This window comes from Lederbergia citrea (genome assembly GCF_018343525.1).
Classification (GTDB): Bacteria; Bacillota; Bacilli; order Bacillales; family Bacillaceae_C; genus Lederbergia; species Lederbergia citrea.
The window spans coordinates 1,093,463-1,113,980 of the sequence record NZ_JAGYPH010000001.1 but is presented as its reverse complement, the minus strand read 5'-3'; the positions used below and the strand labels follow the sequence as shown (position 1 = coordinate 1,113,980).

Annotated in this window: 21 protein-coding genes; 19 read left to right on the top strand and 2 right to left on the bottom strand. The window is 36.7% G+C overall.

Features of this window, described 5'->3' with window-relative positions; genetic code table 11:
- Positions 1-25 precede the first annotated feature (25 nt).
- From KHA88_RS05795 to spoIIP, 7 genes are all read left to right on the top strand, one after another.
- Positions 26-1,030 (top strand): ABC transporter ATP-binding protein, encoded by a 1,005-nt coding sequence (locus KHA88_RS05795; RefSeq protein WP_213121541.1) that lies wholly within the window; start codon positions 26-28, stop codon positions 1,028-1,030.
- Positions 1,011-1,979 carry an ABC transporter ATP-binding protein gene (locus KHA88_RS05790; RefSeq protein WP_213107155.1) on the top strand — a complete coding sequence of 323 codons (969 nt, stop codon included), beginning with the start codon at positions 1,011-1,013 and terminating at the stop codon, positions 1,977-1,979. Before KHA88_RS05795 ends, KHA88_RS05790 begins: the two co-directional genes overlap by 20 nt.
- A 54-nt stretch (positions 1,980-2,033) precedes the next feature.
- Entirely contained in the window at positions 2,034-3,614 is a 1,581-nt protein-coding gene (locus tag KHA88_RS05785; RefSeq protein WP_213107154.1) for an ABC transporter substrate-binding protein, read from the top strand.
- Positions 3,615-3,707: 93 nt separating this feature from the next.
- Positions 3,708-4,709: an ABC transporter permease gene (locus KHA88_RS05780; RefSeq protein ID WP_213096755.1), complete on the top strand. Its 1,002-nt coding sequence runs from the start codon at positions 3,708-3,710 to the stop codon at positions 4,707-4,709.
- Positions 4,710-4,723: 14 nt separating this feature from the next.
- The gene (locus KHA88_RS05775; RefSeq protein WP_213096756.1) at positions 4,724-5,638 is read left to right on the top strand and encodes an ABC transporter permease; all 915 of its coding nucleotides are present in this window, start codon (positions 4,724-4,726) and stop codon (positions 5,636-5,638) included.
- Positions 5,639-6,009: 371 nt separating this feature from the next.
- Positions 6,010-8,760, top strand: a complete 2,751-nt coding sequence (ppc, locus tag KHA88_RS05770) for a phosphoenolpyruvate carboxylase (RefSeq protein WP_213121540.1) — start codon at positions 6,010-6,012, stop codon at positions 8,758-8,760.
- Positions 8,761-9,002: 242 nt separating this feature from the next.
- Positions 9,003-10,013 carry a stage II sporulation protein P gene (gene spoIIP / locus KHA88_RS05765; RefSeq protein WP_213121539.1) on the top strand — a complete coding sequence of 337 codons (1,011 nt, stop codon included), beginning with the start codon at positions 9,003-9,005 and terminating at the stop codon, positions 10,011-10,013.
- 66 nt (positions 10,014-10,079) lie between these two features.
- Here spoIIP and lexA read toward each other — a convergent pair whose 3' ends face one another.
- Positions 10,080-10,700, bottom strand: a complete 621-nt coding sequence (gene lexA, locus KHA88_RS05760; RefSeq protein ID WP_213096759.1) for a transcriptional repressor LexA — start codon at positions 10,698-10,700, stop codon at positions 10,080-10,082.
- A gap of 162 nt (positions 10,701-10,862) precedes the next feature.
- Here lexA and yneA point away from each other — a divergent pair, with 162 nt between their 5' ends.
- From yneA to KHA88_RS05725, 7 genes are all read left to right on the top strand, one after another.
- Positions 10,863-11,186, top strand: a complete 324-nt coding sequence (gene yneA, locus KHA88_RS05755) for a cell division suppressor protein YneA (RefSeq protein ID WP_213107151.1) — start codon at positions 10,863-10,865, stop codon at positions 11,184-11,186.
- A 14-nt stretch (positions 11,187-11,200) separates the two neighbouring features.
- Positions 11,201-11,857 (top strand): YneB family resolvase-like protein, encoded by a 657-nt coding sequence (locus tag KHA88_RS05750; protein ID WP_213107150.1) that lies wholly within the window; start codon positions 11,201-11,203, stop codon positions 11,855-11,857.
- 102 nt (positions 11,858-11,959) lie between these two features.
- The gene (locus KHA88_RS05745; protein WP_213107149.1) at positions 11,960-12,193 is read left to right on the top strand and encodes a DUF896 domain-containing protein; all 234 of its coding nucleotides are present in this window, start codon (positions 11,960-11,962) and stop codon (positions 12,191-12,193) included.
- A 171-nt stretch (positions 12,194-12,364) separates the two neighbouring features.
- The gene (gene tkt / locus KHA88_RS05740) at positions 12,365-14,368 is read left to right on the top strand and encodes a transketolase (protein ID WP_213107148.1); all 2,004 of its coding nucleotides are present in this window, start codon (positions 12,365-12,367) and stop codon (positions 14,366-14,368) included.
- Positions 14,369-14,570: 202 nt separating this feature from the next.
- Entirely contained in the window at positions 14,571-15,002 is a 432-nt protein-coding gene (sirA, locus tag KHA88_RS05735) for a sporulation inhibitor of replication protein SirA (protein WP_213096764.1), read from the top strand.
- Positions 15,003-15,078: 76 nt separating this feature from the next.
- Positions 15,079-15,291, top strand: a complete 213-nt coding sequence (locus tag KHA88_RS05730; RefSeq protein WP_213096765.1) for a YneF family protein — start codon at positions 15,079-15,081, stop codon at positions 15,289-15,291.
- Between the two features lie 401 nt (positions 15,292-15,692).
- Positions 15,693-16,160, top strand: a complete 468-nt coding sequence (locus tag KHA88_RS05725) for a DinB family protein (protein ID WP_213096766.1) — start codon at positions 15,693-15,695, stop codon at positions 16,158-16,160.
- A gap of 303 nt (positions 16,161-16,463) precedes the next feature.
- Here KHA88_RS05725 and KHA88_RS05720 read toward each other — a convergent pair whose 3' ends face one another.
- Positions 16,464-16,607 (bottom strand): hypothetical protein, encoded by a 144-nt coding sequence (locus tag KHA88_RS05720; protein WP_213096767.1) that lies wholly within the window; start codon positions 16,605-16,607, stop codon positions 16,464-16,466.
- A gap of 220 nt (positions 16,608-16,827) precedes the next feature.
- Between KHA88_RS05720 and KHA88_RS05715 the strand changes: the two genes are divergently transcribed.
- The 5 genes from KHA88_RS05715 (at position 16,828) to KHA88_RS05695 (ending at position 20,161) form a co-directional block, all read left to right on the top strand.
- On the top strand, positions 16,828-17,211 hold the full coding sequence (locus KHA88_RS05715; RefSeq protein ID WP_213096768.1) for a YkvA family protein: 384 nt from the start codon (positions 16,828-16,830) through the stop codon (positions 17,209-17,211).
- A 270-nt stretch (positions 17,212-17,481) separates the two neighbouring features.
- Entirely contained in the window at positions 17,482-18,609 is a 1,128-nt protein-coding gene (locus tag KHA88_RS05710) for a helix-turn-helix domain-containing protein (protein ID WP_213096769.1), read from the top strand.
- A 414-nt stretch (positions 18,610-19,023) separates the two neighbouring features.
- Positions 19,024-19,542, top strand: coding sequence for a hypothetical protein (locus KHA88_RS05705; protein ID WP_213107147.1), 519 nt, complete (start codon positions 19,024-19,026; stop codon positions 19,540-19,542).
- An 86-nt stretch (positions 19,543-19,628) separates the two neighbouring features.
- On the top strand, positions 19,629-19,832 hold the full coding sequence (locus KHA88_RS05700) for a hypothetical protein (RefSeq protein WP_213107146.1): 204 nt from the start codon (positions 19,629-19,631) through the stop codon (positions 19,830-19,832).
- Positions 19,833-19,996: 164 nt separating this feature from the next.
- The gene (locus tag KHA88_RS05695; protein WP_213107145.1) at positions 19,997-20,161 is read left to right on the top strand and encodes a hypothetical protein; all 165 of its coding nucleotides are present in this window, start codon (positions 19,997-19,999) and stop codon (positions 20,159-20,161) included.
- Positions 20,162-20,518: the final 357 nt, after the last annotated feature.

Here is a 20,518-nt window from a genome sequence, read left to right as displayed (position 1 = left end):
TTTTGTGAATTTGGGAGTGGGAGCAATGGATCCTATTTTAAATGTGAAAGGGTTAAGTACGAGTTTTACCTCAGATGATGGAGAAATTCCTGTGGTCAAAAATATTAATTTTATGGTTAATAAAAAAGAAATATTAGGCATTGTCGGGGAATCAGGCTGTGGTAAAAGCATCACTTCACTTTCTATTATGAGGCTTATTTCAACACCGCCGGGAAAGATTGAGGGGGAAATCTTCTTCAATGGTGAGAATCTGGCCATCCTCCCCGAAAGCAGGATGTGTGATATTCGCGGCAATGATATTGCCATGATATTTCAAGAACCAATGACCAGCCTTAACCCCGTATTTACTATTGGAGATCAATTGATCGAGGCCATTAGGATCCATAAAAGCGTGTCGAAGAAAAAAGCCTTGGAACAGGCAATTTTTATGCTCGAACAAGTTGGACTTCCACGTGCAAACCAACTGGTGAAGGAATATCCGCATCAGCTTTCTGGAGGAATGCGGCAAAGAGTCATGATTGCGATGGCAATGGTATGTGAACCTAGGCTGCTCATCGCGGATGAACCTACTACAGCGCTTGACGTCACAATCCAAGCGCAAATATTGGAACTGATGAAAAAGTTGAATCGTAATACAGATACAGCAATTATGCTGATAACTCATGATCTCGGTGTAGTGGCTGAAATGTGCAAGCGGGTTCTCGTCATGTATTCAGGAAAGATTGTTGAAGAAGCATCGGCGGAATTATTATTTAAAGAACCTAAACATCCTTATACAGTCGGTCTCCTACAATCTGTTCCTGACCTGCACGAAAAGAAAGAGCGGCTTTACTCCATTCCTGGAAATGTTCCTAAACCCGGATTAATCAAAACAGGCTGTGAATTTGCTCCAAGATGTCCTCATGCCTTCCAGCGCTGTATAGATGAAACTCCTGAATTAATCGCAATTGCCGGCGGACAAAAGGTCAGATGCTGGCTCTATGAGGAGGAGAAGAAGGAGGAAGTCTTAAATGAGCGAGTATTTACTTGAGATTAAAAGCTTAAAAAAGACTTTTCCGATTAGAAAAGGAATATTAGGAAGGAAAATAGGTGAGGTCACCGCAATTAATGATGTGTCGTTTTTCATTAAAAAAGGCGAAACCTTAGGTCTCGTTGGTGAAAGTGGCTGCGGAAAATCCACAACAGGCAGGACGCTGCTCAGATTGCAGGAACCAGATGAAGGAGAAATCTTTTTTGAAGGACAAAATATCACACACTTATCCCCTAGTAAAATGAGACATATGCGCAAGGAAATGCAAATGGTATTCCAGGATCCATTTGCTTCTTTGAATCCCAGACATACAGTTGAAAGAATACTAGAAGAACCGTTAATTGTTCATGGTGTAACCGATTCAGCAAAAAGAAAGAAGAGGGTGTACGAGCTCCTTGAAATTGTTGGATTGAGTGAATTCCACGCAAAGCGTTATCCACATCAGTTTAGTGGTGGACAGAGGCAGCGGATTGGAATAGCTCGTGCATTAGCATTAAATCCAAAGTTGATTGTGGCAGATGAACCCGTATCTGCGCTAGATGTGTCTGTACAGTCACAAATCTTGAATCTTCTTCAAGATTTGCAAAAACAATTACACTTGACTTATTTATTTATTGCTCACGATCTTGCTGTCGTTAGGCATATTACCAATCGGGTGGGAGTCATGTACCTTGGAAGCATCGTCGAACTATCGCCAAGTGAACAAATCTATGAAAATCCGAAACATCCATACACTCAAGCATTGCTTTCAGCAGTACCAATTCCAAAGATGGGTGAAAGAAAAGAAAGGATTATTCTTGAGGGGGATGTACCAAGCCCAGCGAACGTGCCAAAAGGTTGTCCCTTCCATACTCGATGTCCGAACGTGATGGATATTTGCCGTACAGTCCGCCCTGAATTTAAGGAAGTGGACAAAGATCATTATACAGCATGTCATCTTTACCACTGACAGTTTGTATATATGTAAAGAAAGAAAAAACGATGGTGGGGGGAAGAAGATTCAATGACAAAAAGGATGATTTATGCATTTGCAATAATGCTGGTTCTATCGATTGTGATGGTAGGTTGTAATTCAAATAAAACAGGAGGTTCCGGCGGCGGTATTTTAGTTTATGGACGAGGCGGTGATTCGGTCAAACTAGATCCCGCATCAATAACGGATGGAGAATCACTTATTGTCACAGAACAGATAACGGAAACACTTGTAGAATATGAAAAGGATAGTACGGTCGTTATTCCGCATCTTGCAAAAAAATGGGAGATTTCAGATGATGGGTTAACCTATACTTTTGAATTAGAAGAAGGGATCAAATTCCATGATGGGACTGATTTTAACGCTGAAGCGGTAGTGAAAAATTTTGAGCGATGGATGGTCGGCCCTGAGGAAAGCTTTCCTTACTTTAAATCACAATTTGGCGGTTATAAAGGTGAAGAGTCCGCAGTCATTAAAGAGGTAAAGGCATTAGATGATAATAAAGTGGAATTTACACTATTCCGCCCACAAGCTCCTTTCTTGAAAAATCTTGCTATGTCACCATTTGCCATATCTAGCCCTACGGCATTCGAAAAAGCTGGAGACAAATATTACAAGCATCCTGTTGGCACAGGACCTTTTAAATTTGATAGCTGGAAGCAAAAAGATGCGATAACGGTCGTGAAAAACGAAAAGTATTGGAAAAAAGGACTTCCGAAAGTTGATAAGGTTATCTTCAAAGTCATCGAAGACAATTCTGCACGCTTGAATGCTTTAATAAAGGGAGAAATTGATTTAATGGATGGATTAAATCCAAGTGATGTTGAGCGTGTGAAATCTGAAGGGAAATTGCAGATATTTGAACGACCTTCCATGAACGTTGGCTATCTTGGATTTAACGTCGAAAAAGAACCTTTTAATAATAAGAAAGTGCGGCAGGCATTGAGCCACGCAATCAATAAACAAGCGATCATCGATAATTTCTATGAAGGGACTGCGCAACCAGCTAAAAACCCAATTCCACCTACAATTAACGGTTATAACGATGATGTCCAAGATTATGAATATGATTTGGATAAAGCTAAACAACTTCTTGAAGAAGCTGGTTTTGGTGATGGCTTCAAAATGGATTTATGGGCAATGCCCGTACCACGTCCATACATGCCAAATGGCAAGAAAGTAGCAGAAGCGATTCAGGCAGACTTTGAAAAACTCGGTATAGAAGCCAAGATTGTATCAGTGGAGTGGGGACCATATCTCGAGAAAGTCCGAGACGGAGAAGCGCCAATGTTCATGCTTGGATGGACTGGGGATAATGGGGATGCAGACAATTTTTTATATGCTTTGCTTGATAAAGATAGTATTGGCTCCAACAACTATTCACGTTACGCAAGCGAGGAAGTCCATGATCTGCTAATAAAGGCACAGACGGAAACAGATGAAGATAAGCGAAATGAGTATTATAAAACAGTTCAGGAGCTCATCCATGAAGATGCTCCATGGGTACCATTGGCACACTCAGTGCCACAGCTCGCAGGAAAAAGCACAATAAAAGGGTTTGTTCCACATCCTACAGGTTCACAAAGTTTCGCTGACGTTACAGTCGAGTAAACAAAAGAATTTTCTATCATAGGAAAGGGATGGTGAACTGTGCCTTCCCTTTCTTTCTTACATATTTATTGGATGTGGGGAAGGGGTGACAGCGTGTTAGCTTACACGATAAGGCGTCTTGCATTGCTTGTTCCGGTTTTATTAGGAATGGTTTTCATTGTGTTTACAATTATTCATGCTATTCCAGGAGATCCAGCTCAATTAATCCTTGGACAACAGGCTACTGAATCTGCTGTAGCCGCTCTCAGAGAAAAAATGGGTCTCAATCATGCCTATCATGTTCAATTTTTAACTTATATTAAACAATTGCTTATGGGAGATCTCGGTATTTCAATGAGAACTCAGAATCCAATTTCAGAGGAAATTTGGCCATTCATGGCTGCGACGATTGAACTTGCCTTAGCTGCAATGCTTGTTGCTGTCATAGTGGGGGTAAATGCTGGCATTGTCTCTGCATGGTTTCAAAACTCATGGTTTGATTATGGGGCTATGCTTGTAGCCTTGATCGGCGTATCAATTCCAATTTTTTGGCTTGGGCTCATGGGTCAATATGTCTTTTCATTGCAGCTTGATTTACTTCCGACAACAGGAAGAGATAATATCCGAGACCCGGTTTCCGCAATCACTCATTTGTATTTGCTTGACACCCTTATCCAAGGTAGGTTTGATCAGTTCATTGAAGTAGTGAAGCATTTAGTACTTCCAGGGTTGGCACTAGCAACCATACCCATGGCGATCATTGCAAGAATAACCCGTTCAAGTATGCTAGAAGTAATGCGCTCGGACTATATTAGAACCGCACGAGCGAAAGGCTTAAGAATGTTTTGGGTCGTGTATAAACACAGTTTGAAAAATGCCTTTATTCCAATTTTAACAATGATCGGGCTTCAAACAGGACTTTTGTTGGGCGGGGCTATATTGACCGAAACCATTTTCGGATGGCCTGGTATTGGAAACTATATTTATAATGCAATCCAATTTAGAGATTATCCTGTTATTCAATCTGGGATTCTAGTCGTTGCCATGATATTTGTATTGATTAATTTGCTTGTAGATATTTTGTATGCTGCAATTGATCCTCGCATTAAATATTAACTGGAGGGGAAAGTATGGCAGAACCAACAACAAATATACCAGCTACCAAGCCAAGTTTTATCCCACATCAAGTAAAGGAAGAAAAAGTGCTTTCCCCCTGGATGGAAGCATGGCAAAGCTTCAGAAAAAATAAAGCGGCACTTTTTGGTCTAGGCTTGGTCATCTTTTTTATTTTGCTAGCTATTTTTGCTGATTTTTTGGCTCCATATGGTTTTAAGGAGCAAAACATGGCCAATAAACATTTGTCTCCATCTGCTGCACACTGGTTTGGAACTGATGAATTTGGAAGAGATATTTTAAGCAGAATTATTTATGGTGCTCGTATTTCATTAACCGTAGGATTTGGCGCTGTTGCGGGTTCAGTGGTTTTCGGATCTGGCCTAGGAATTTTGGCGGGATATTACGGAAAGTGGGTAGACGGGATAATTTCTAGATGTTTTGACATCTTGCTTGCATTCCCAAGTATATTATTGGCGATTGCAATCGTTGCGATGCTTGGGCCATCGTTAAGAAATGCATTAATTGCCATTGCGATTATTAATGTTCCGACATTCGGTCGCCTCGTTCGCTCTCGCGTTTTAAGCGTGAAGGAAGAGGAGTATATCGTTGCGGCTAGAGCAATTGGCATGAAGGACAATCGGATACTGATACACCATGTTTTGCCGAATAGTATGGCACCGATCATTGTACAGGGATCATTAGCGATTGCTACTGCTATAATCGAAGCTGCAGCATTGGGTTTTCTTGGTCTCGGTGCCCAGCCTCCTTCACCTGAATGGGGAAAAATGCTTGCTGATTCAAAAGACTTCATTATTAATGCACCTTGGACAGTATTTTTTCCAGGTATCGCCATTGTACTGACTGTTTTAGGTTTTAATCTGATTGGAGACGGTTTAAGAGATGCGCTAGATCCAAGGATGAAAAACTAAATGAAAGCTTTAATCGTGTTGTTCGAATGTTTAAAGAGAGATTTTAAGGGGAAGACCTTGACAATAAGCGTCAAGGTTTTTACTTTGAACATTAAACTAACCTTATTGTAGAATAATTATAATAATTGTTCCCATAGAAAATATTAATTGACTATGGGAACTACCTCCAACTCTAGTATTTATTTTCAATAATCAAAACTTCATTAACCCAAATCAATTGATACTCTTTACTACTTATGATAAAATTTTATGTACTTTCAGGTGGTACATATTTCTATTGTATAGGGACAGTTTATACCTCTCAGGGAGATAAACTGTCCTTGATTTATTCCGAAGAAAAACAGCAGTATTGGGAAAAGGAGGAAGCATGAATGATTGATACAATCGATAATAATGCGTTATTGCGAAATGATGTAAAAAAACTTGGGAACATTTTAGGAGAAATATTAGTTCATCATGGTGGGATTGAACTATTTAATAAAGTTGAATCTATTAGAGAGATGACAAAGAGTATACGTAAAGAATATAACGAAGAAACGTATAAGAGGTTAAAGGAAGAAATCAATCTACTTAAACCGCCGACCCGCCAACAAGTTATTAGAGCATTTTCAATTTATTTCCATCTAATTAATATAGCTGAACAAAATCATAGGATTCGCCGGAGACGTCAGTATTTGCTCCAAGATCAAGGAAGTCAGTCTTTTTCACTTGAAAATGCAGTATCCAAAGTTAAAGACTATGATCTTTCCAACGAAATCATTCAGCAAGTATTAAATGAATTATCAATTGAATTAATTATTACAGCGCATCCTACTGAAGCAACAAAACGAACTGTGCTAGAAATACAAAAGAGAATTTCAACGATCCTTCAAAAGTTTGATAATCCAATGACTACACGTAAGGAACGGAAATTCCTTGAAGAAAGCTTGTTCAATGAAGTAACTGCTTTATGGCAAACGGATGAATTGCGTCATCGTAAACCAGAGGTATTAGATGAAGTTAGAAACGGTCTTTATTATTTTGATCAAACTTTATTTGATACATTACCATCCATTCACCAGGAATTAGAATTGCAATTACAGGAACATCTGCCAGATAACAATTGGGAAGTACCAAACTTCATTCATTTTGGCTCTTGGATTGGTGGAGATCGAGATGGGAATCCGAATGTGACGCCTGAAATCACATGGAAAACATTGCAAATGCAGCGAGAACTCGTATTAAAGAAATATGATGAGGCGATTGTTGATTTAATGAAACGGTTCAGTCATTCAACATACCGAATTACTATTAGTGAACAGTTTATCGAAACAGTCCAACGTGAAGAGCCAGTCTATTTAGAAGAAGAGGAAAAATGGCCAATTGAATCTGAAATCTACCGCCGGAAATTTGCGATCGTTCTTAAACGTCTTCGTGAAGTGGGTAAATCAGAGCTAGGATATCAACATGCCGAAGAATTATTAAATGATTTGATACAAATAAAAGAGTGTTCGGAAAAACATCAGCCTGCAAAGAAAAAGATGAAAGAAATCCGAACGCTAATTCGCCAAGTTCAGTTATTTGGCTTTCATTTAGCTACACTTGATATAAGAAACCACAGTGGAGAACATGAATCGGCAGTAAATGAAATATTACACGCTGTCAATGTGACTAAAAACTACTCAGAGCTTACTGAAGAAGAAAAACTGAATATACTTGGAAAAGTATTATCCGATCCTAGGCCTCTTCTCCTGTTTGAAGAAGCATATACAATAGAAACACAAAAAGTTTTAAAAGTTTTCAGAATGATTAAAAATGCTCATGCCGAGTTTGGTAAACGCTCCATTGAAGTATATTTAATTAGTATGACTCAATCAGCAAGTGATTTGCTTGAAGTTCTTCTTCTAGCAAAAGAGGCAGGGATTTATCGACTCCACTCAAATGGTAAAGTTGAAAGTGATTTACACGTAGCGCCATTACTGGAAACAATTGATGATTTAATCGCTGGTCCAAACATTATGAGAACATTATTCGAAATGGATGTTTACCGAAATCATCTTTCAGTTCGAGATAATCATCAGGAGATCATGCTCGGGTATTCTGATGGCAGCAAGGACGGCGGCACATTAACCGCTAATTGGAAACTTTTTAAAGCTCAACAAGAAATCCATAATATGGCGAGAGAATACAATATTCGCCTAAAGTTTTTCCATGGTCGCGGTGGTTCTTTAGGTCGTGGTGGCGGATCTTTAAACACAAGCATCCTTTCTCAGCCCGTGGAAACACTGGGCGATGGTGTGAAAATTACCGAACAAGGAGAAGTCCTCTCTTCTAGATATTTACTTGAGGATATCGCATATCGTAATCTGGAACAGGCAGCTTCCGCCTTGTTTGAGGCTTGTGTTAGAGTATCAGCTGCCCCGGAACAAGATCATTTCCGTAAAAAAGAATGGGAAACAGCAATGGAAAATATATCTACTGAGTCTTTGAAAAAATATCAATCCCTCGTTTTTGGAGATAAGGATTTCTTAACATATTTTAACCAAGCAACGCCATTAAAAGAATTAGGTGCATTAAATATTGGCTCACGTCCGATGAGCAGGAAGAACAGCCAACGTTTTGAAGATTTACGTGCGATTCCATGGGTATTTGCGTGGACACAATCAAGGCAAATGATCCCTGCTTGGTACGCAGCTGGAACAGGCTTGCAATTATTCATTGAGCAGGATCCGGGCAATTTGAAAATGCTGCAATCTATGTATAAAGAATGGCCATTCTTCCATTCGACGGTTAATAATCTTCAAATGGCATTGATGAAAGCTGATATGAAGACAGCAAAGGAATACTTGAATTTGGTAGAAGACCAAACGATCGCTGACCGTATTTATAAGGATATTTCGGATGAATACTATCGAACACGGGCAGCGCTTTTACAAATTTCAGGAAACGAAGAATTGTTGGCACATACGCCGAATATTCGCGAATCCGTCCATCGACGCAATCCATATGTAGATCCATTAAATTTCTTACAAGTGGATTTAATCCACCAATTAAGAGAAACCGAAAATCCTTCGGAAGAGCTAGTAACGGAAGTGTTGCTAACAATTAATGGGGTAGCGGCAGGTTTAGTCAATACGGGTTGATATTTCAACAAAAAATCTTAAAAAACCTTGAGGTGCATTATTTGCCTTCAAGGTTTTTTTGTTTTTTAAACGACTCTATTAGTTTTTTTAAAATTTCATTCATAGACTATTATTTTTATCATATGAATGAATAGTAATCACATTTTAATTAAGGAATGAAGCCCATGTTCAAAATTGCCGCCAGATCCTCCCTTTCAATTATAGCCGTCTTCTGCTTAATTTCCGTGATCGCATTTTCTAGCTTGAAGATCAACTTTTTCTCATTCATTGGTAATGAAGCAAATCGTACGGAATCTTATCTATATATCATGTCGCTTGAAAATCGCTCACTCCAATCAGTATTACCGGAACGAGCTGAGAAATCGCTAGGAAAGGTGGCTTTAGAGCTGCTGACAAATATTAATTTATCAGATATGAAAAGCTTCTTGATCAGTGAAATCCCAGGTTTAGACGCTACCAGTCCAAAGATTCTGATAGCTGGTGAAGGAACGGATTTTACAAATTTGCCTATAGAATCTCCGCCACCACCAGATTTCGGCCTAAATGAAGGTCCAAATGATAAAGAGGAAAAACCACAAGAGGTGAAAAAACCAGAAACAAACGACTACACCGCTTTTATTTATCATTCACATACACGCGAATCATTTTTACCACTATTACCGGGAGTGAATGATCCTGATTCCGCATCCAGTAAAGATAAAAATGTCACTCTGCTTGGTACTAGACTCGGTCAAAAACTAGAGGAAAATGGGATAAAGACATTGGTTGACACTACTGATATTCAGGACAAGCTCGTAAAAAGAAATATGAATTACTATCAGTCTTACGCAGTATCAAGAGAGATCGTTGTGGAAGCGATGAATCAAAATAAGAAACTTCAACTAATCTTTGATATCCACCGGGATTCACAAAGGAAGCACGTTACAACAACTACAATAAACGGCCTACCATATGCAAAACTCTACTTTGTTATTGGAAAAGGAAATTCAAATTACAGAAAAAACCTTCAGTTTGCCGAGAAACTTCATAATAGTTTGAAAAATAGATATCCAAGTTTATCCAGAGGTGTTTTTGAAAAGCCAAAGACCATAGGTACTAACGGAGTTTATAATCAGGATCTAGCTGAAAATGTTCTCGTAATCGAAATTGGCGGTGTAGATAATAACCTCGATGAACTGAATCGGTCGGTTGATGCTTTAGGAGAAGTAATCAGTGATTATTATTGGGGAGAGGCAGTAGAGGTAAATAAATAGCCTCTTCATAACGTAAACAGAGCCTTAATCAAGAAAACCACTCGTTAAGGCTCTAAGGATAACATATTAATGGATAACATTCCTGTAAAGACCTATTACTTTTCCTAGAATAGAAACTTCTCGCAATATAATAGGTTCCATATTAGCGTTTTCCGGTTGAAGACGGAAGAAATCTTTTTCTTTAAAGAATCTTTTTACAGTTGCCTCATTATCTTCAGTCATCGCAACGACAATCTCACCGTTATTTGCAAATTGCTGTTGACGGACAATTACGTAGTCGCCATTAAGAATTCCCGCTTCAATCATACTTTCACCAACGATTTCAAGCATAAATATATGTTCGTCTGCAGGTGCAAGCTGCTCAGGAAGAGGAAAGTATTCCTCGATATTTTCAATGGCGGAAATAGGTAATCCAGCGGTTACTTTACCAACCAATGGCACATTGACTGTTTTTTGGCGCGGAATATCATCTTCCTCAAGTTGTAAAATTTCAATTGCTCTCGGTTTAGTTGGATCTCGTCTAATTAAACCCTTGCTTTCCAGTCTTGCAAGGTGACCGTGTACAGTCGAACTGGAAGCTAGTCCAACAGCTTCGCCGATTTCACGCACGGAAGGGGGATAGCCCTTAGACTGAACTTCAAGCTTTATAAAATCAAGAATATCTTGTTGTCTTTTTGACAGTTTCATAACGTTTCACTCTCCCTTTTTTCATATTATCGATTAATTTCATTATAACATGGTATACGAACGCATACAAACATAAGTTCGAATTTTGATTGACAACAAACGGATGTTCGTAATATAATAAAATCATAAATAGGAACATACATTCGAAAGAGGGTTATTGTAATGATTTCATTATGGAGAAAATATTCTTTCAGTATATTATTTATTATTCTATCATTGGTAATGGGTCTTTATTTAATCTTTAATGTAAGTGAAGATGACTCTACGAATATAAAAATTACTGTTCAAGACGGGGATTCGCTTTGGACAATTTCTAATGCACATGCTGAGCGCTTTGGCATGTCTACCTCTGACCTAGTAAAATTAATCCAAAAAGAAAATCATCTATTCGGTACTACTATTAAAAGCGGAGATGAATTAGTCATTCCCGGCTCATATTTAAGAAATAATAATAAAGAATCTGAACTCGCTTTCGAAACAAACTAAGGATGTGACTTCAATTGAGGGCAATTATATACTGCAGGGTCAGCACGGATAAGGATACACAAGAGACCTCACTGACAAGGCAAAGGGAAGAACTCCATGCAGCAGCAGAAAAGTGGGGATTTGATGTCGACTCTATCATTTGCGATCAATCCAGTGGTTATGATCTTGATAGACCTGGTGTTCTAGATATGCTAGAAAAAATTAAAGCAAAAGAGATTGATGCGATTCTTATTCAGGATGAAACAAGGCTTGGTAGAGGGAATGCAAGAATCGCCTTGCTCCATTGCTTGATGAAAGAGGGTATTAAGCTATATTGCTATTCACAAAATGGAGAGCTTCAATTATCTGAAACCGATTCAATGGTATTAAGCATTGTAAGTATGGTTGAAGAACATCAACGAAGACTCCATAATTTAAAAATTAAACGTGGCATGAAAAGAGCTGTGGAACGAGGTTATCGCCCTGAAAAAAATTTAAAACAACGCGGTAATGTAGATGGACGAGAACGAAAGGATGTCCCTATTGAGGAAATTGTCCGTTTACGAAGTAACGGGCTTACTTTTGGTGAGATAGCTGCGACGATGAGAGGATTTGGCTATGATGTTTCAAAAGCCACTGTACATAGAAGATACAAGGAATATGAAAATAATATAGAAGTCATAGTTGATTAGCATCTTTAATGAAAGGACAGATTATTTGAGATCTGGCCTTTTTTTTTGTATTATGGCATAAAGTCCCGAACTCTAAGGGAATAAACCAAAGGAGTTTTTTAGATGCTGCCAAAAGAAAAACTTGCAAGAATCAACGAACTGGCTAAAAAGGCAAAGGAGCTTGGACTTACACAGGAAGAAGCAAAAGAACAATCAAGTCTTCGTGCGGAATATTTGCGAACCTTTCGTTCTTCTATGAAGCAAACAATTGAAAATGTAAGGATTTATGATTCAGAAGGTGAGGAAGTTACACCAGATAAAGTAAGGAAAATACAAACGAATAAAAAATTGCACTGAAAAAGTAAAAGCGGAAGTCGGTGCGGTCAGGGGTGGTGCTAAACGCGAAAATGGAATTTTCAGGCTATCGTTTTTTCAATCACTTCTCACTTCCTTTAAATAAAGTTGTTTATTCAACAAATTATCTTTATGATAGAAGAGATAAAATTCAAGAAAGAAAGGTTGTTGTTAATGTTTAATCAGGTCGATCAATTAGCGGTAAATACTATTAGAACCCTTTCCATCGATGCGATTGAAAAAGCCAAATCGGGGCATCCTGGATTGCCAATGGGGGCAGCTCCTATGGCATACGCTTTATGGACTCGATTCATGAACCATAATCCTAAAAATCCTGCATGGTTTAACCGTGACAGATTTGTCCTTTCTGCTGGGCATGGATCTATGCTTCTTTACAGCTTGCTTCATTTATCAGGATATGGAGTAGAAATGAATGATATTAAAAACTTCCGACAATGGGGAAGCAGAACACCAGGACATCCTGAGTATGGGTATACACCTGGAGTAGAAGCAACAACTGGACCACTTGGCCAAGGTATCGGAATGGCTGTTGGAATGGCCATGGCAGAGCGTCATTTGGCGGGAGTATATAATAAAGATGGTTATAATGTTATTGACCATTATACATATGCATTATGTGGTGATGGAGATTTAATGGAGGGTGTGGCCTCTGAAGCAGCTTCTTTAGCAGGGCATCTACAACTAGGTAAAATGATCATGTTATACGATTCTAATGATATAACACTTGACGGGGAATTGGATAAATCATTCTCAGAAAGTGTAGCGGAACGCTTTAAAGCATACGGCTGGCATTATGTTAGAGTTGAGGATGGAAATGATATGGAGGAAATCTCCAAAGCGATCGAAGCCGCAAAAGCTGAGACATCAAAACCGAGTTTAATCGAAGTGAAAACAGTCATCGGTTATGGCTCTCCAAATAAATCAGGTAAATCAGCCGTACATGGAGCTCCATTGGGCGAAGCAGAAATGAAGCTAACGAAAGATTATTATAAATGGACATATGAAGAAGATTTTTACGTACCATCTGAAGTTTATGAAGTATTTGAAAATACAACAATACAAAATGGTACACAAAAAGAATCAGAATGGGAAAGCCTCTTCTCAAAATATAAGCAAGATCATCCAGAGCTTGCAAATCAGCTTGAACAAGCAATTGCCGGCAATTTACCAGAAGGCTGGGATAAGGATATTCCTGTATATGAAGAAGGTAAAAGCCTTGCAACAAGAGCATCTAGTGGGGAAGCCATGAATGCAATTGCTAAAAATTTACCTTCTCTCATCGGAGGAGCTGCTGACTTAGCTGGTTCAAATAATACGATGATTAAAGGTGAAACGGATTACAATCATGACAATTATTCCGGGAAAAATATCTGGTTTGGTGTAAGGGAATTTGGCATGGGTGCAGCTATGAATGGTATTGCACTTCATGGAGGACTTAAAATATTTGGCGGAACTTTCTTCGTCTTCTCTGATTATTTACGTCCAGCTATTCGTCTTGCATCCTTAATGGAATTACCTGTTACTTATGTATTTACTCATGACAGCATTGCTGTTGGAGAAGATGGACCAACTCATGAGCCTGTAGAGCAGCTTGCTTCATTGCGTGCAATGCCTGGTCTTTCAATTATTAGACCCGCAGATGCTAATGAAACTACAGCAGCATGGCGCCTGGCTGTCGAGTCTAAGCATAAACCAACAGCCCTTATTTTAACACGACAAAACTTGCCTACATTACCAGCAACTGCTGAAAATGCACAGCAAGGTGTTGAAAAAGGTGCATACATTGTTTCACCTGCTAAAAATGATGCAGACGCCCTATTGCTTGCTACAGGTTCAGAAGTAAGTCTTGCAGTAGAAGCGCAAAAAGCGCTTGCAGAGAAAGACATTCATGTCTCAGTTGTGAGCATGCCATCATGGGATCGCTTTGAAGAGCAAACAAAAGAATACAAAGATTCTGTTCTTTCGCCAACTACGAAAAAGCGTTTAGCCATTGAAATGGGCTCCTCTTTTGGATGGGAAAGATATACTGGAGATGAAGGTGAAGTCTTAGCGATTGATCGCTTTGGGGCTTCCGCACCAGGTGGAAAAGTTATTGAAGAATATGGATTTACAGTTGATAATGTTGTAGCAAAAGTAGAAGCTTTAATACAAAAATAATAGTGACAAGAAGAGAGGAGTAAATTCCTCTCTTTTTTCTTTGAAAAAAAATGCAGGAAAAATGAATTATGTAAAGAAATATTAAATAAGAATGTTTTCTGACATATTTATATTAACAGAATATTAATTACAGAATTAGACAAAAATTTTAAGATACCTCGTCTATAATATTAGAAAGCCTGGCTGAGGAGTGATGTTTACCATGAGAATCTATTTCATTTATTTAATAGAGGATGAAATTGCCGAGTACTTTTATGGGCGTGAAAGTAAATTTATGGAATTGTTTTCTGCGAATGACCAAGGAGAACTGCAAAATATTGTTCAAAAACAAGTACAATATATCACCAGACCATTGCCATATTTAGATCTTCATAAACATCTTTCTCACTCAGTCCAGAAAAAAGAATTTTATATTAAAGGGAAGATCTATTGGACAGAAAGCGCAGATGGCCGTGAAGGGGCACAGTTAAGTATAGGAGAACGGAGTTTGCAGTTAAAAGCATGGGGCGGTTTAGCATGTGAAACACTATTTTTCGAAGTGCTACGAAAATTCGATGGTCGCTTTTTAGCAATGGACTTCGAAAATAATCGGTATGGATGGTTAAAACCCCTAAAAGAAAGAAAATTCGTATGAAATAATCGTCGATTATTGTATAATATACAAGGATTTAGTAAACTGAAGTGTAGACAACTTGAAGGAGGAAATACAAATGTGGCAAATATGGTTAACGGGCTTTCTAGCGCTATTAGCTGGAGTGGCGCTTGGATTTTTCATTGCCCGTAAATATATGATGAATTATCTAAAGAAAAATCCACCAATCAATGAACAAATGTTAAAAATGATGATGATGCAAATGGGAATGAAACCGTCCCAAAAGAAAATCAATCAAATGATGAGTGCGATGAACAAACAAATGAAGTAAAGAATCCTTATGTATCAAGAGTTGAGACAGCCATTTATATGGCTGCCTTTTCTTTTTATTATTGTATTTTTAAATAATTACTTTTCATTTAAAGATAGATAAACATAAAAAAATACGAAAACTTGAAATAGTATAGGGTATATTTAGGTTAGAAAGGGCATGTACTGATTTCCACTTTTATTAAAGAGGTGTCGTATATGTCAAAACAGGAGGAAGCTAATATTGAATTAGAAAACCTTAAAAAATTAAGTGATAAGCTGGAAAAAAGAAAAAATCTTGTTAAGCTAACTGGTGCAATCCTTGAATAGTTGAATAAGAATAACCCTTCCAAAAAGCAGGAGTTTAATGGTTATATAGCCAATTTTTATAATAGATTCAAAATACTTTTGGGAGAGTTTAAAATGAGAAAGTTTTTTGAGTACAATTGGCAGATAAGAGACGAATGGTTCGATTGGTGCAAGCAAATAACTACAGAGCAGTTAAATAAAAAACGTATTGGGGGTGTAGGAAGTATTTTATACACTCTTTTTCACATTACCGAAGTGGAATATAGCTGGGTGCGAGGAATTCAAGGAAAAGAAGATATAGTATTTAAATTCAGTGATTATGATACCCTTGAGAAGGTTAAATTGCTTTCAGATGAACTTAGAAATGAAATTACGAATTTTTTGAAAACGGAATTTTATACTTTAAAGGATGAGTTTGTAAGTGTGCCTTGGGATAAAGATAAGTATAAAAAAGATGAAATTTTAAAACATATTATCGCACACGAAATTCACCATATTGGTCAACTTTCAGTTTGGTCAAGGGAATTAAAATTAGCACCTGTCCAAGCCAATTTTATTGGAAGACAATTCAATTTTATTTAGCCGTCTTAAACTGTGAGCCGTAATTATATTAATTGGGAAAATCAGGGATAACCTTAGTAATATAACAGTAACTACTATTTCTGGTTAGGGGCATAACCTTTACAAACCAGACAACAGGGCATTTTTAAAAATAGTTCAGAAATTCCTGCGGAAATTAGATGCTTCTTCTTGAACACTGGTTCTAGAGTGAAATAAAAGCATTTTAGAATTATTAACGCTTGGATCTAAACCCAAGCGTTAATAGGTGTAGTATTAGTTTGTTATTCGGTATGCTATTTCAAGTGTTTGAACAATAAACTTACTTTAAAGATTATCTGTATTAATTCTTGGAGTTTCTGGTTCACCAGCCGCCGCTTCCCTAGCATTATCGTTATGTCGATCGTTTTTGTATCTATCTAATTTACTGTATCTTTCTACGTGCTTTGAAGTTTTCTTTTTGTCAGCCACCTTATCACCTCCTACGGATAATATGTCCAACTTTTACCTTGAAAGTAAAAATGGTTGAAGTAAATTAATATTTCTTAACGCTATCAACAAATCGATATTTGAAGGATTTATAGTGATGATAGCTCACTCGATTATTGAACTAAAGGGGAAGGCTAGTTCAATAAACAAAATTCCTTTTGTAATAATAAAAGCAAAATCTTAAATGGTTTTAGGAGATAAAATGTTTAAAAAAATTAAGGCTTGGGCGAAAAATTTAAAACGACAGATATTTATTCTTTATTATGCTTGTAAAGATCACCGAGTACCTTGGTATGCAAAAGTATTTGCTGCAAGTATTGTCGCTTATGCATTCAGTCCGATTGACCTCATACCAGATTTCATTCCTATTCTTGGCTATTTAGATGAGGTAATTCTTCTTCCGTTAGGGATAATGTTGGCATTGAAGATGATACGAAAAGATGTATTATCTGACTGTGAGGTAAAGGCAGAAGAACTAATGAGAAATGGTAAGCCGAAGAATTGGAAAGGCGCTTTAATAATAATATTGATTTGGGTCGTAATTACGGTATGGGCTATTATGAAAATTTATCCGCACTTCAGCTAATGTGTGCTTATGTTTAAGGGCAAGATTGTTGCGGCAGTCATTTTTCTTATTGTACTAACTGGTGCGATTGTTCAACAAGGCGATTATTAATTGATCGTCTTTTCTTATCCAAAAAACCCAAAATTATTTTCGGAATATTATGTTGGTATTGAAATATAGATATTGAATTAACGGGGCAGGTTTGTTGGATAAGAGACTTTCTTAAAGCAAGGAATCCTTGCTAGATTTTTCTTATATAAGTGAGATAATTTATTTAAGGAGAAGATGGTGATGAATATTGGTGAAAAGTTAAAGCTCAGAAGAAAAAAAACAGGTTTTACACAAGAGCAAGTCGCCGAAAAAATGCATATTACTAGACAAACATTATCCAATTGGGAAGTAGGGAAATATTTCCCTGATATTGATTCCATAATTACTTTAAGCCAAATTTATAATCTCTCCTTAGATGAATTGTTGTTAGGAAAAATCTATTTTAAAGGAGAGTCTGTAATGACTAAAAAATTATCTTTTAAAGAAACCATGTCTCTGTTAAAAACGCATTACCCAGATGCGATCAATGTTAAAGAACTTAATGGTGGTTTGGTTTCACAAACTTACCTATTTGAAGTAAAGGAACAACGTTTTATTTTTCAAGTAGGTAATAATCTTGAAAGCTATAAAAAACAAAGTTTCATTGATAGAAAGTTCAATGGAATATTACCTGTTCGTGAAGTATTGGAAGTTCACCAGACGGATGATGGGGTAGCTTATTCTATATCCAAATATATCGAAGGTGATAAATTGTTTGACCTTAATAGCCAACAATTACTCGATATTGTTCCTGCTGTTTTAAACACCTTAGAAACTTTGGAGTCAATTGATGTGCTTGATGATAAACAAGGATATGGTTATTTTGACAGTACAGGTAATGCTTCCTTTCCCACTTGGTTAGATTTTGTAGAGGGAGTTTACAATAACGACATTTATAATTGGGATTCATTAGAAGAGAAAGGATTGGATTCAGAAGTTGTAGAAAAAGCAATTAAAGAGTTAAAAACTCATGTAAAGAGTATCAATTTTAGCAGTAAAAATATTATCCACGGAGATTTGGGCTCATTTAATTTATTGGCAAAGGATAATTTAATCACAGGCATCATTGATTGGACTTTGGCAATGTATGGAGACCATTTATATGATAAAGCAAATTTCCTTTTCTGGAACGAAGAAAAGCTGCAACCACTCATTAAGGAAATAACAACTAAACATATTACAAATAATGAAACAAAAGAAAAAATTTATTGCTATATGCTTCGGATAGGATTAGAAGAAATATATAATACCGTAATACGTAACGAAGTAGGTTATGACATCGAATGGGTAGCCAATCGGTTGAATAAAATTATGGACGATTTTTTGTAAATCGTTGCCAAGATATTTAATTCCTATTTTGCTAACGTGTGCTTTCATTAAACAAGGTGATCGAGTTGGATCACCTTTTTCTTTTGGTAAATATCCGGCAGGGAGAACATTTTCAGCCTTAATAATAGTTGTTTCAATATTAGATATATTTATTTGGTTCGTTCTATCGAAACCAGTAAGGGCGATAAATGTAAAAATAGTTGAGAAGATCAATAAGAACCTTCTCATAATTTTTCAGTTTCCTATCCATTATTATTTTACCTTTTTTAGTATTAACGTTACTGAAGAACTATTCAGATTAAATGATCAATAAAAAATATGTGACTAACTTTTTAGGTTTGTTTCAATAGGGCAGGCATTTTTATTAAGGAAACAGAATAAATTAACTAGTTATCAATAAAAAGGGGGGCTTGTATGAAACTAATTTACCCACTAATTTTGTTTATGATTTTAGGAGGATGTTCTTCAACAACACTAATTGATGTAATTGAAGAGAATGGTTATGAAAATGTTGAAATTTTATTTCAAGATGATAATGAAAAAGTTGTAATATTTTTACACAGGAATTATTTAGGACAATCATTATTGAGCTTAAATACTTTTACTTTGAAAAATTCGCGGTATAAATATGAATCTAATGGAGAATACGCCCAAGGGATAGATTTATCGAGTAAGCATGTAATTTTAAGCGTTTCTTCGGTCGGAAATAGTTCTTTTAGTGCTCTATGGGGATGGGTTTTTAGCTACCCTGACGCTTCAATAGTAGAATATTCTTTTGAAGATCAAAATGGAAAGATTATATGCTCGTCAAGTGTCAATTTAACCAAAAATAATATTTTATATGAAAAGTTACCACAGAATGTCTATGAAAGGATTGACATTCTTCATTACAAAATAATGGATAATGAAGGTAAAGTGATAGTTGAAAAGTGAACCCCCACTAGAAAAGCTGGTTTCATGTAGAAGGAAAAATCGGAAAGATTGTAGAATGATGTTTTACTATACGAGGGGGAGAAAAAATGGAAGATATGATTATTGTTTTTAGTTATATAGGATTGTATTTAATGCCTATCTTGTGCGTTATATTTTGTTTGAATTTAGTATCTATCTTGAAAAAGATAAAGATTGAAGAAAAAACTACTGTTAATAAAGCATGGCTAACTTTATCTTTTACTCTTATTATGTGGAGTATAGCAATGATAGCATTCGCAAATGCTTATTAAGGTAAAGTGTGTGTGATTTACTCCAATAAGGATATAGAATTGTTTAGTTGAACTTCTAATTGGGCTAACGAAGCAGGTTAATGAAAATAGAACAACTTAAAACATCACCCGTTTTTTCTCCTTTATGGTATTGTTAAAAGTAACAAATATTGGGAGGACAAAGGATGGAGATATATTTTTATGGATTTTTTGGTTTAATTCTTCTGTTTCTTATCATTACGTATGCTGTTCGATTGGGAATTGACACTTCAAAGCAAGTTCAGAATTTAAGGTCTGAACTTAAAGAAATGAAAAAACAAATTAAAGATTTAGAAAAAAATAAATCATAGGTGTTTCTATAAAAAAATATAACGTTCTTTAGAAAAAAAGTTTCCACCATTCCAAGGTTATTATGGTTCTAACCTGGCATTTCTTCGGTTTTTTTTATGCGAAAAAACGGGCACGAAGCAATATCTATTCAGTAAATGTTTGTTTCGTTTGTTCCAAATCCAATCCAAGTCCCGGCATTGATCCAATTGGATTTCGCTTCTTTTCTTTATTTAACATGCCTCCAACCCCTTGTCAATACTGGATGATTGTGACTTTCAATGTTTTTAAGTTATTATTATCACTCCATAAATCCACAGGATTTTCCACTCTTTATTCGATTAGCTTCCTAACTGTAAACACCAACACTTTCCATTCTC

What these genes read in the sequence shown, in the direction of transcription:
- KHA88_RS05790 (WP_213107155.1), top strand. Translation starts at nt 1,011, where the DNA reads ATGAGCGAGTATTTACTTGAGATTAAAAGCTTAAAAAAGACTTTTCCG.
- KHA88_RS05795 (WP_213121541.1), top strand. Translation starts at nt 26, where the DNA reads ATGGATCCTATTTTAAATGTGAAAGGGTTAAGTACGAGTTTTACCTCA.
- KHA88_RS05785 (WP_213107154.1), top strand. Translation starts at nt 2,034, where the DNA reads ATGACAAAAAGGATGATTTATGCATTTGCAATAATGCTGGTTCTATCG.
- sirA (WP_213096764.1), top strand. Translation starts at nt 14,571, where the DNA reads ATGAGAATCTATTTCATTTATTTAATAGAGGATGAAATTGCCGAGTAC.
- KHA88_RS05775 (WP_213096756.1), top strand. Translation starts at nt 4,724, where the DNA reads ATGGCAGAACCAACAACAAATATACCAGCTACCAAGCCAAGTTTTATC.
- KHA88_RS05730 (WP_213096765.1), top strand. Translation starts at nt 15,079, where the DNA reads ATGTGGCAAATATGGTTAACGGGCTTTCTAGCGCTATTAGCTGGAGTG.
- tkt (WP_213107148.1), top strand. Translation starts at nt 12,365, where the DNA reads ATGTTTAATCAGGTCGATCAATTAGCGGTAAATACTATTAGAACCCTT.
- KHA88_RS05725 (WP_213096766.1), top strand. Translation starts at nt 15,693, where the DNA reads ATGAGAAAGTTTTTTGAGTACAATTGGCAGATAAGAGACGAATGGTTC.
- ppc (WP_213121540.1), top strand. Translation starts at nt 6,010, where the DNA reads ATGATTGATACAATCGATAATAATGCGTTATTGCGAAATGATGTAAAA.
- KHA88_RS05700 (WP_213107146.1), top strand. Translation starts at nt 19,629, where the DNA reads ATGGAAGATATGATTATTGTTTTTAGTTATATAGGATTGTATTTAATG.
- lexA (WP_213096759.1), bottom strand. Translation starts at nt 10,700, where the DNA reads ATGAAACTGTCAAAAAGACAACAAGATATTCTTGATTTTATAAAGCTT.
- KHA88_RS05710 (WP_213096769.1), top strand. Translation starts at nt 17,482, where the DNA reads ATGAATATTGGTGAAAAGTTAAAGCTCAGAAGAAAAAAAACAGGTTTT.
- KHA88_RS05695 (WP_213107145.1), top strand. Translation starts at nt 19,997, where the DNA reads ATGGAGATATATTTTTATGGATTTTTTGGTTTAATTCTTCTGTTTCTT.
- yneA (WP_213107151.1), top strand. Translation starts at nt 10,863, where the DNA reads ATGATTTCATTATGGAGAAAATATTCTTTCAGTATATTATTTATTATT.
- KHA88_RS05715 (WP_213096768.1), top strand. Translation starts at nt 16,828, where the DNA reads ATGTTTAAAAAAATTAAGGCTTGGGCGAAAAATTTAAAACGACAGATA.
- KHA88_RS05705 (WP_213107147.1), top strand. Translation starts at nt 19,024, where the DNA reads ATGAAACTAATTTACCCACTAATTTTGTTTATGATTTTAGGAGGATGT.
- KHA88_RS05745 (WP_213107149.1), top strand. Translation starts at nt 11,960, where the DNA reads ATGCTGCCAAAAGAAAAACTTGCAAGAATCAACGAACTGGCTAAAAAG.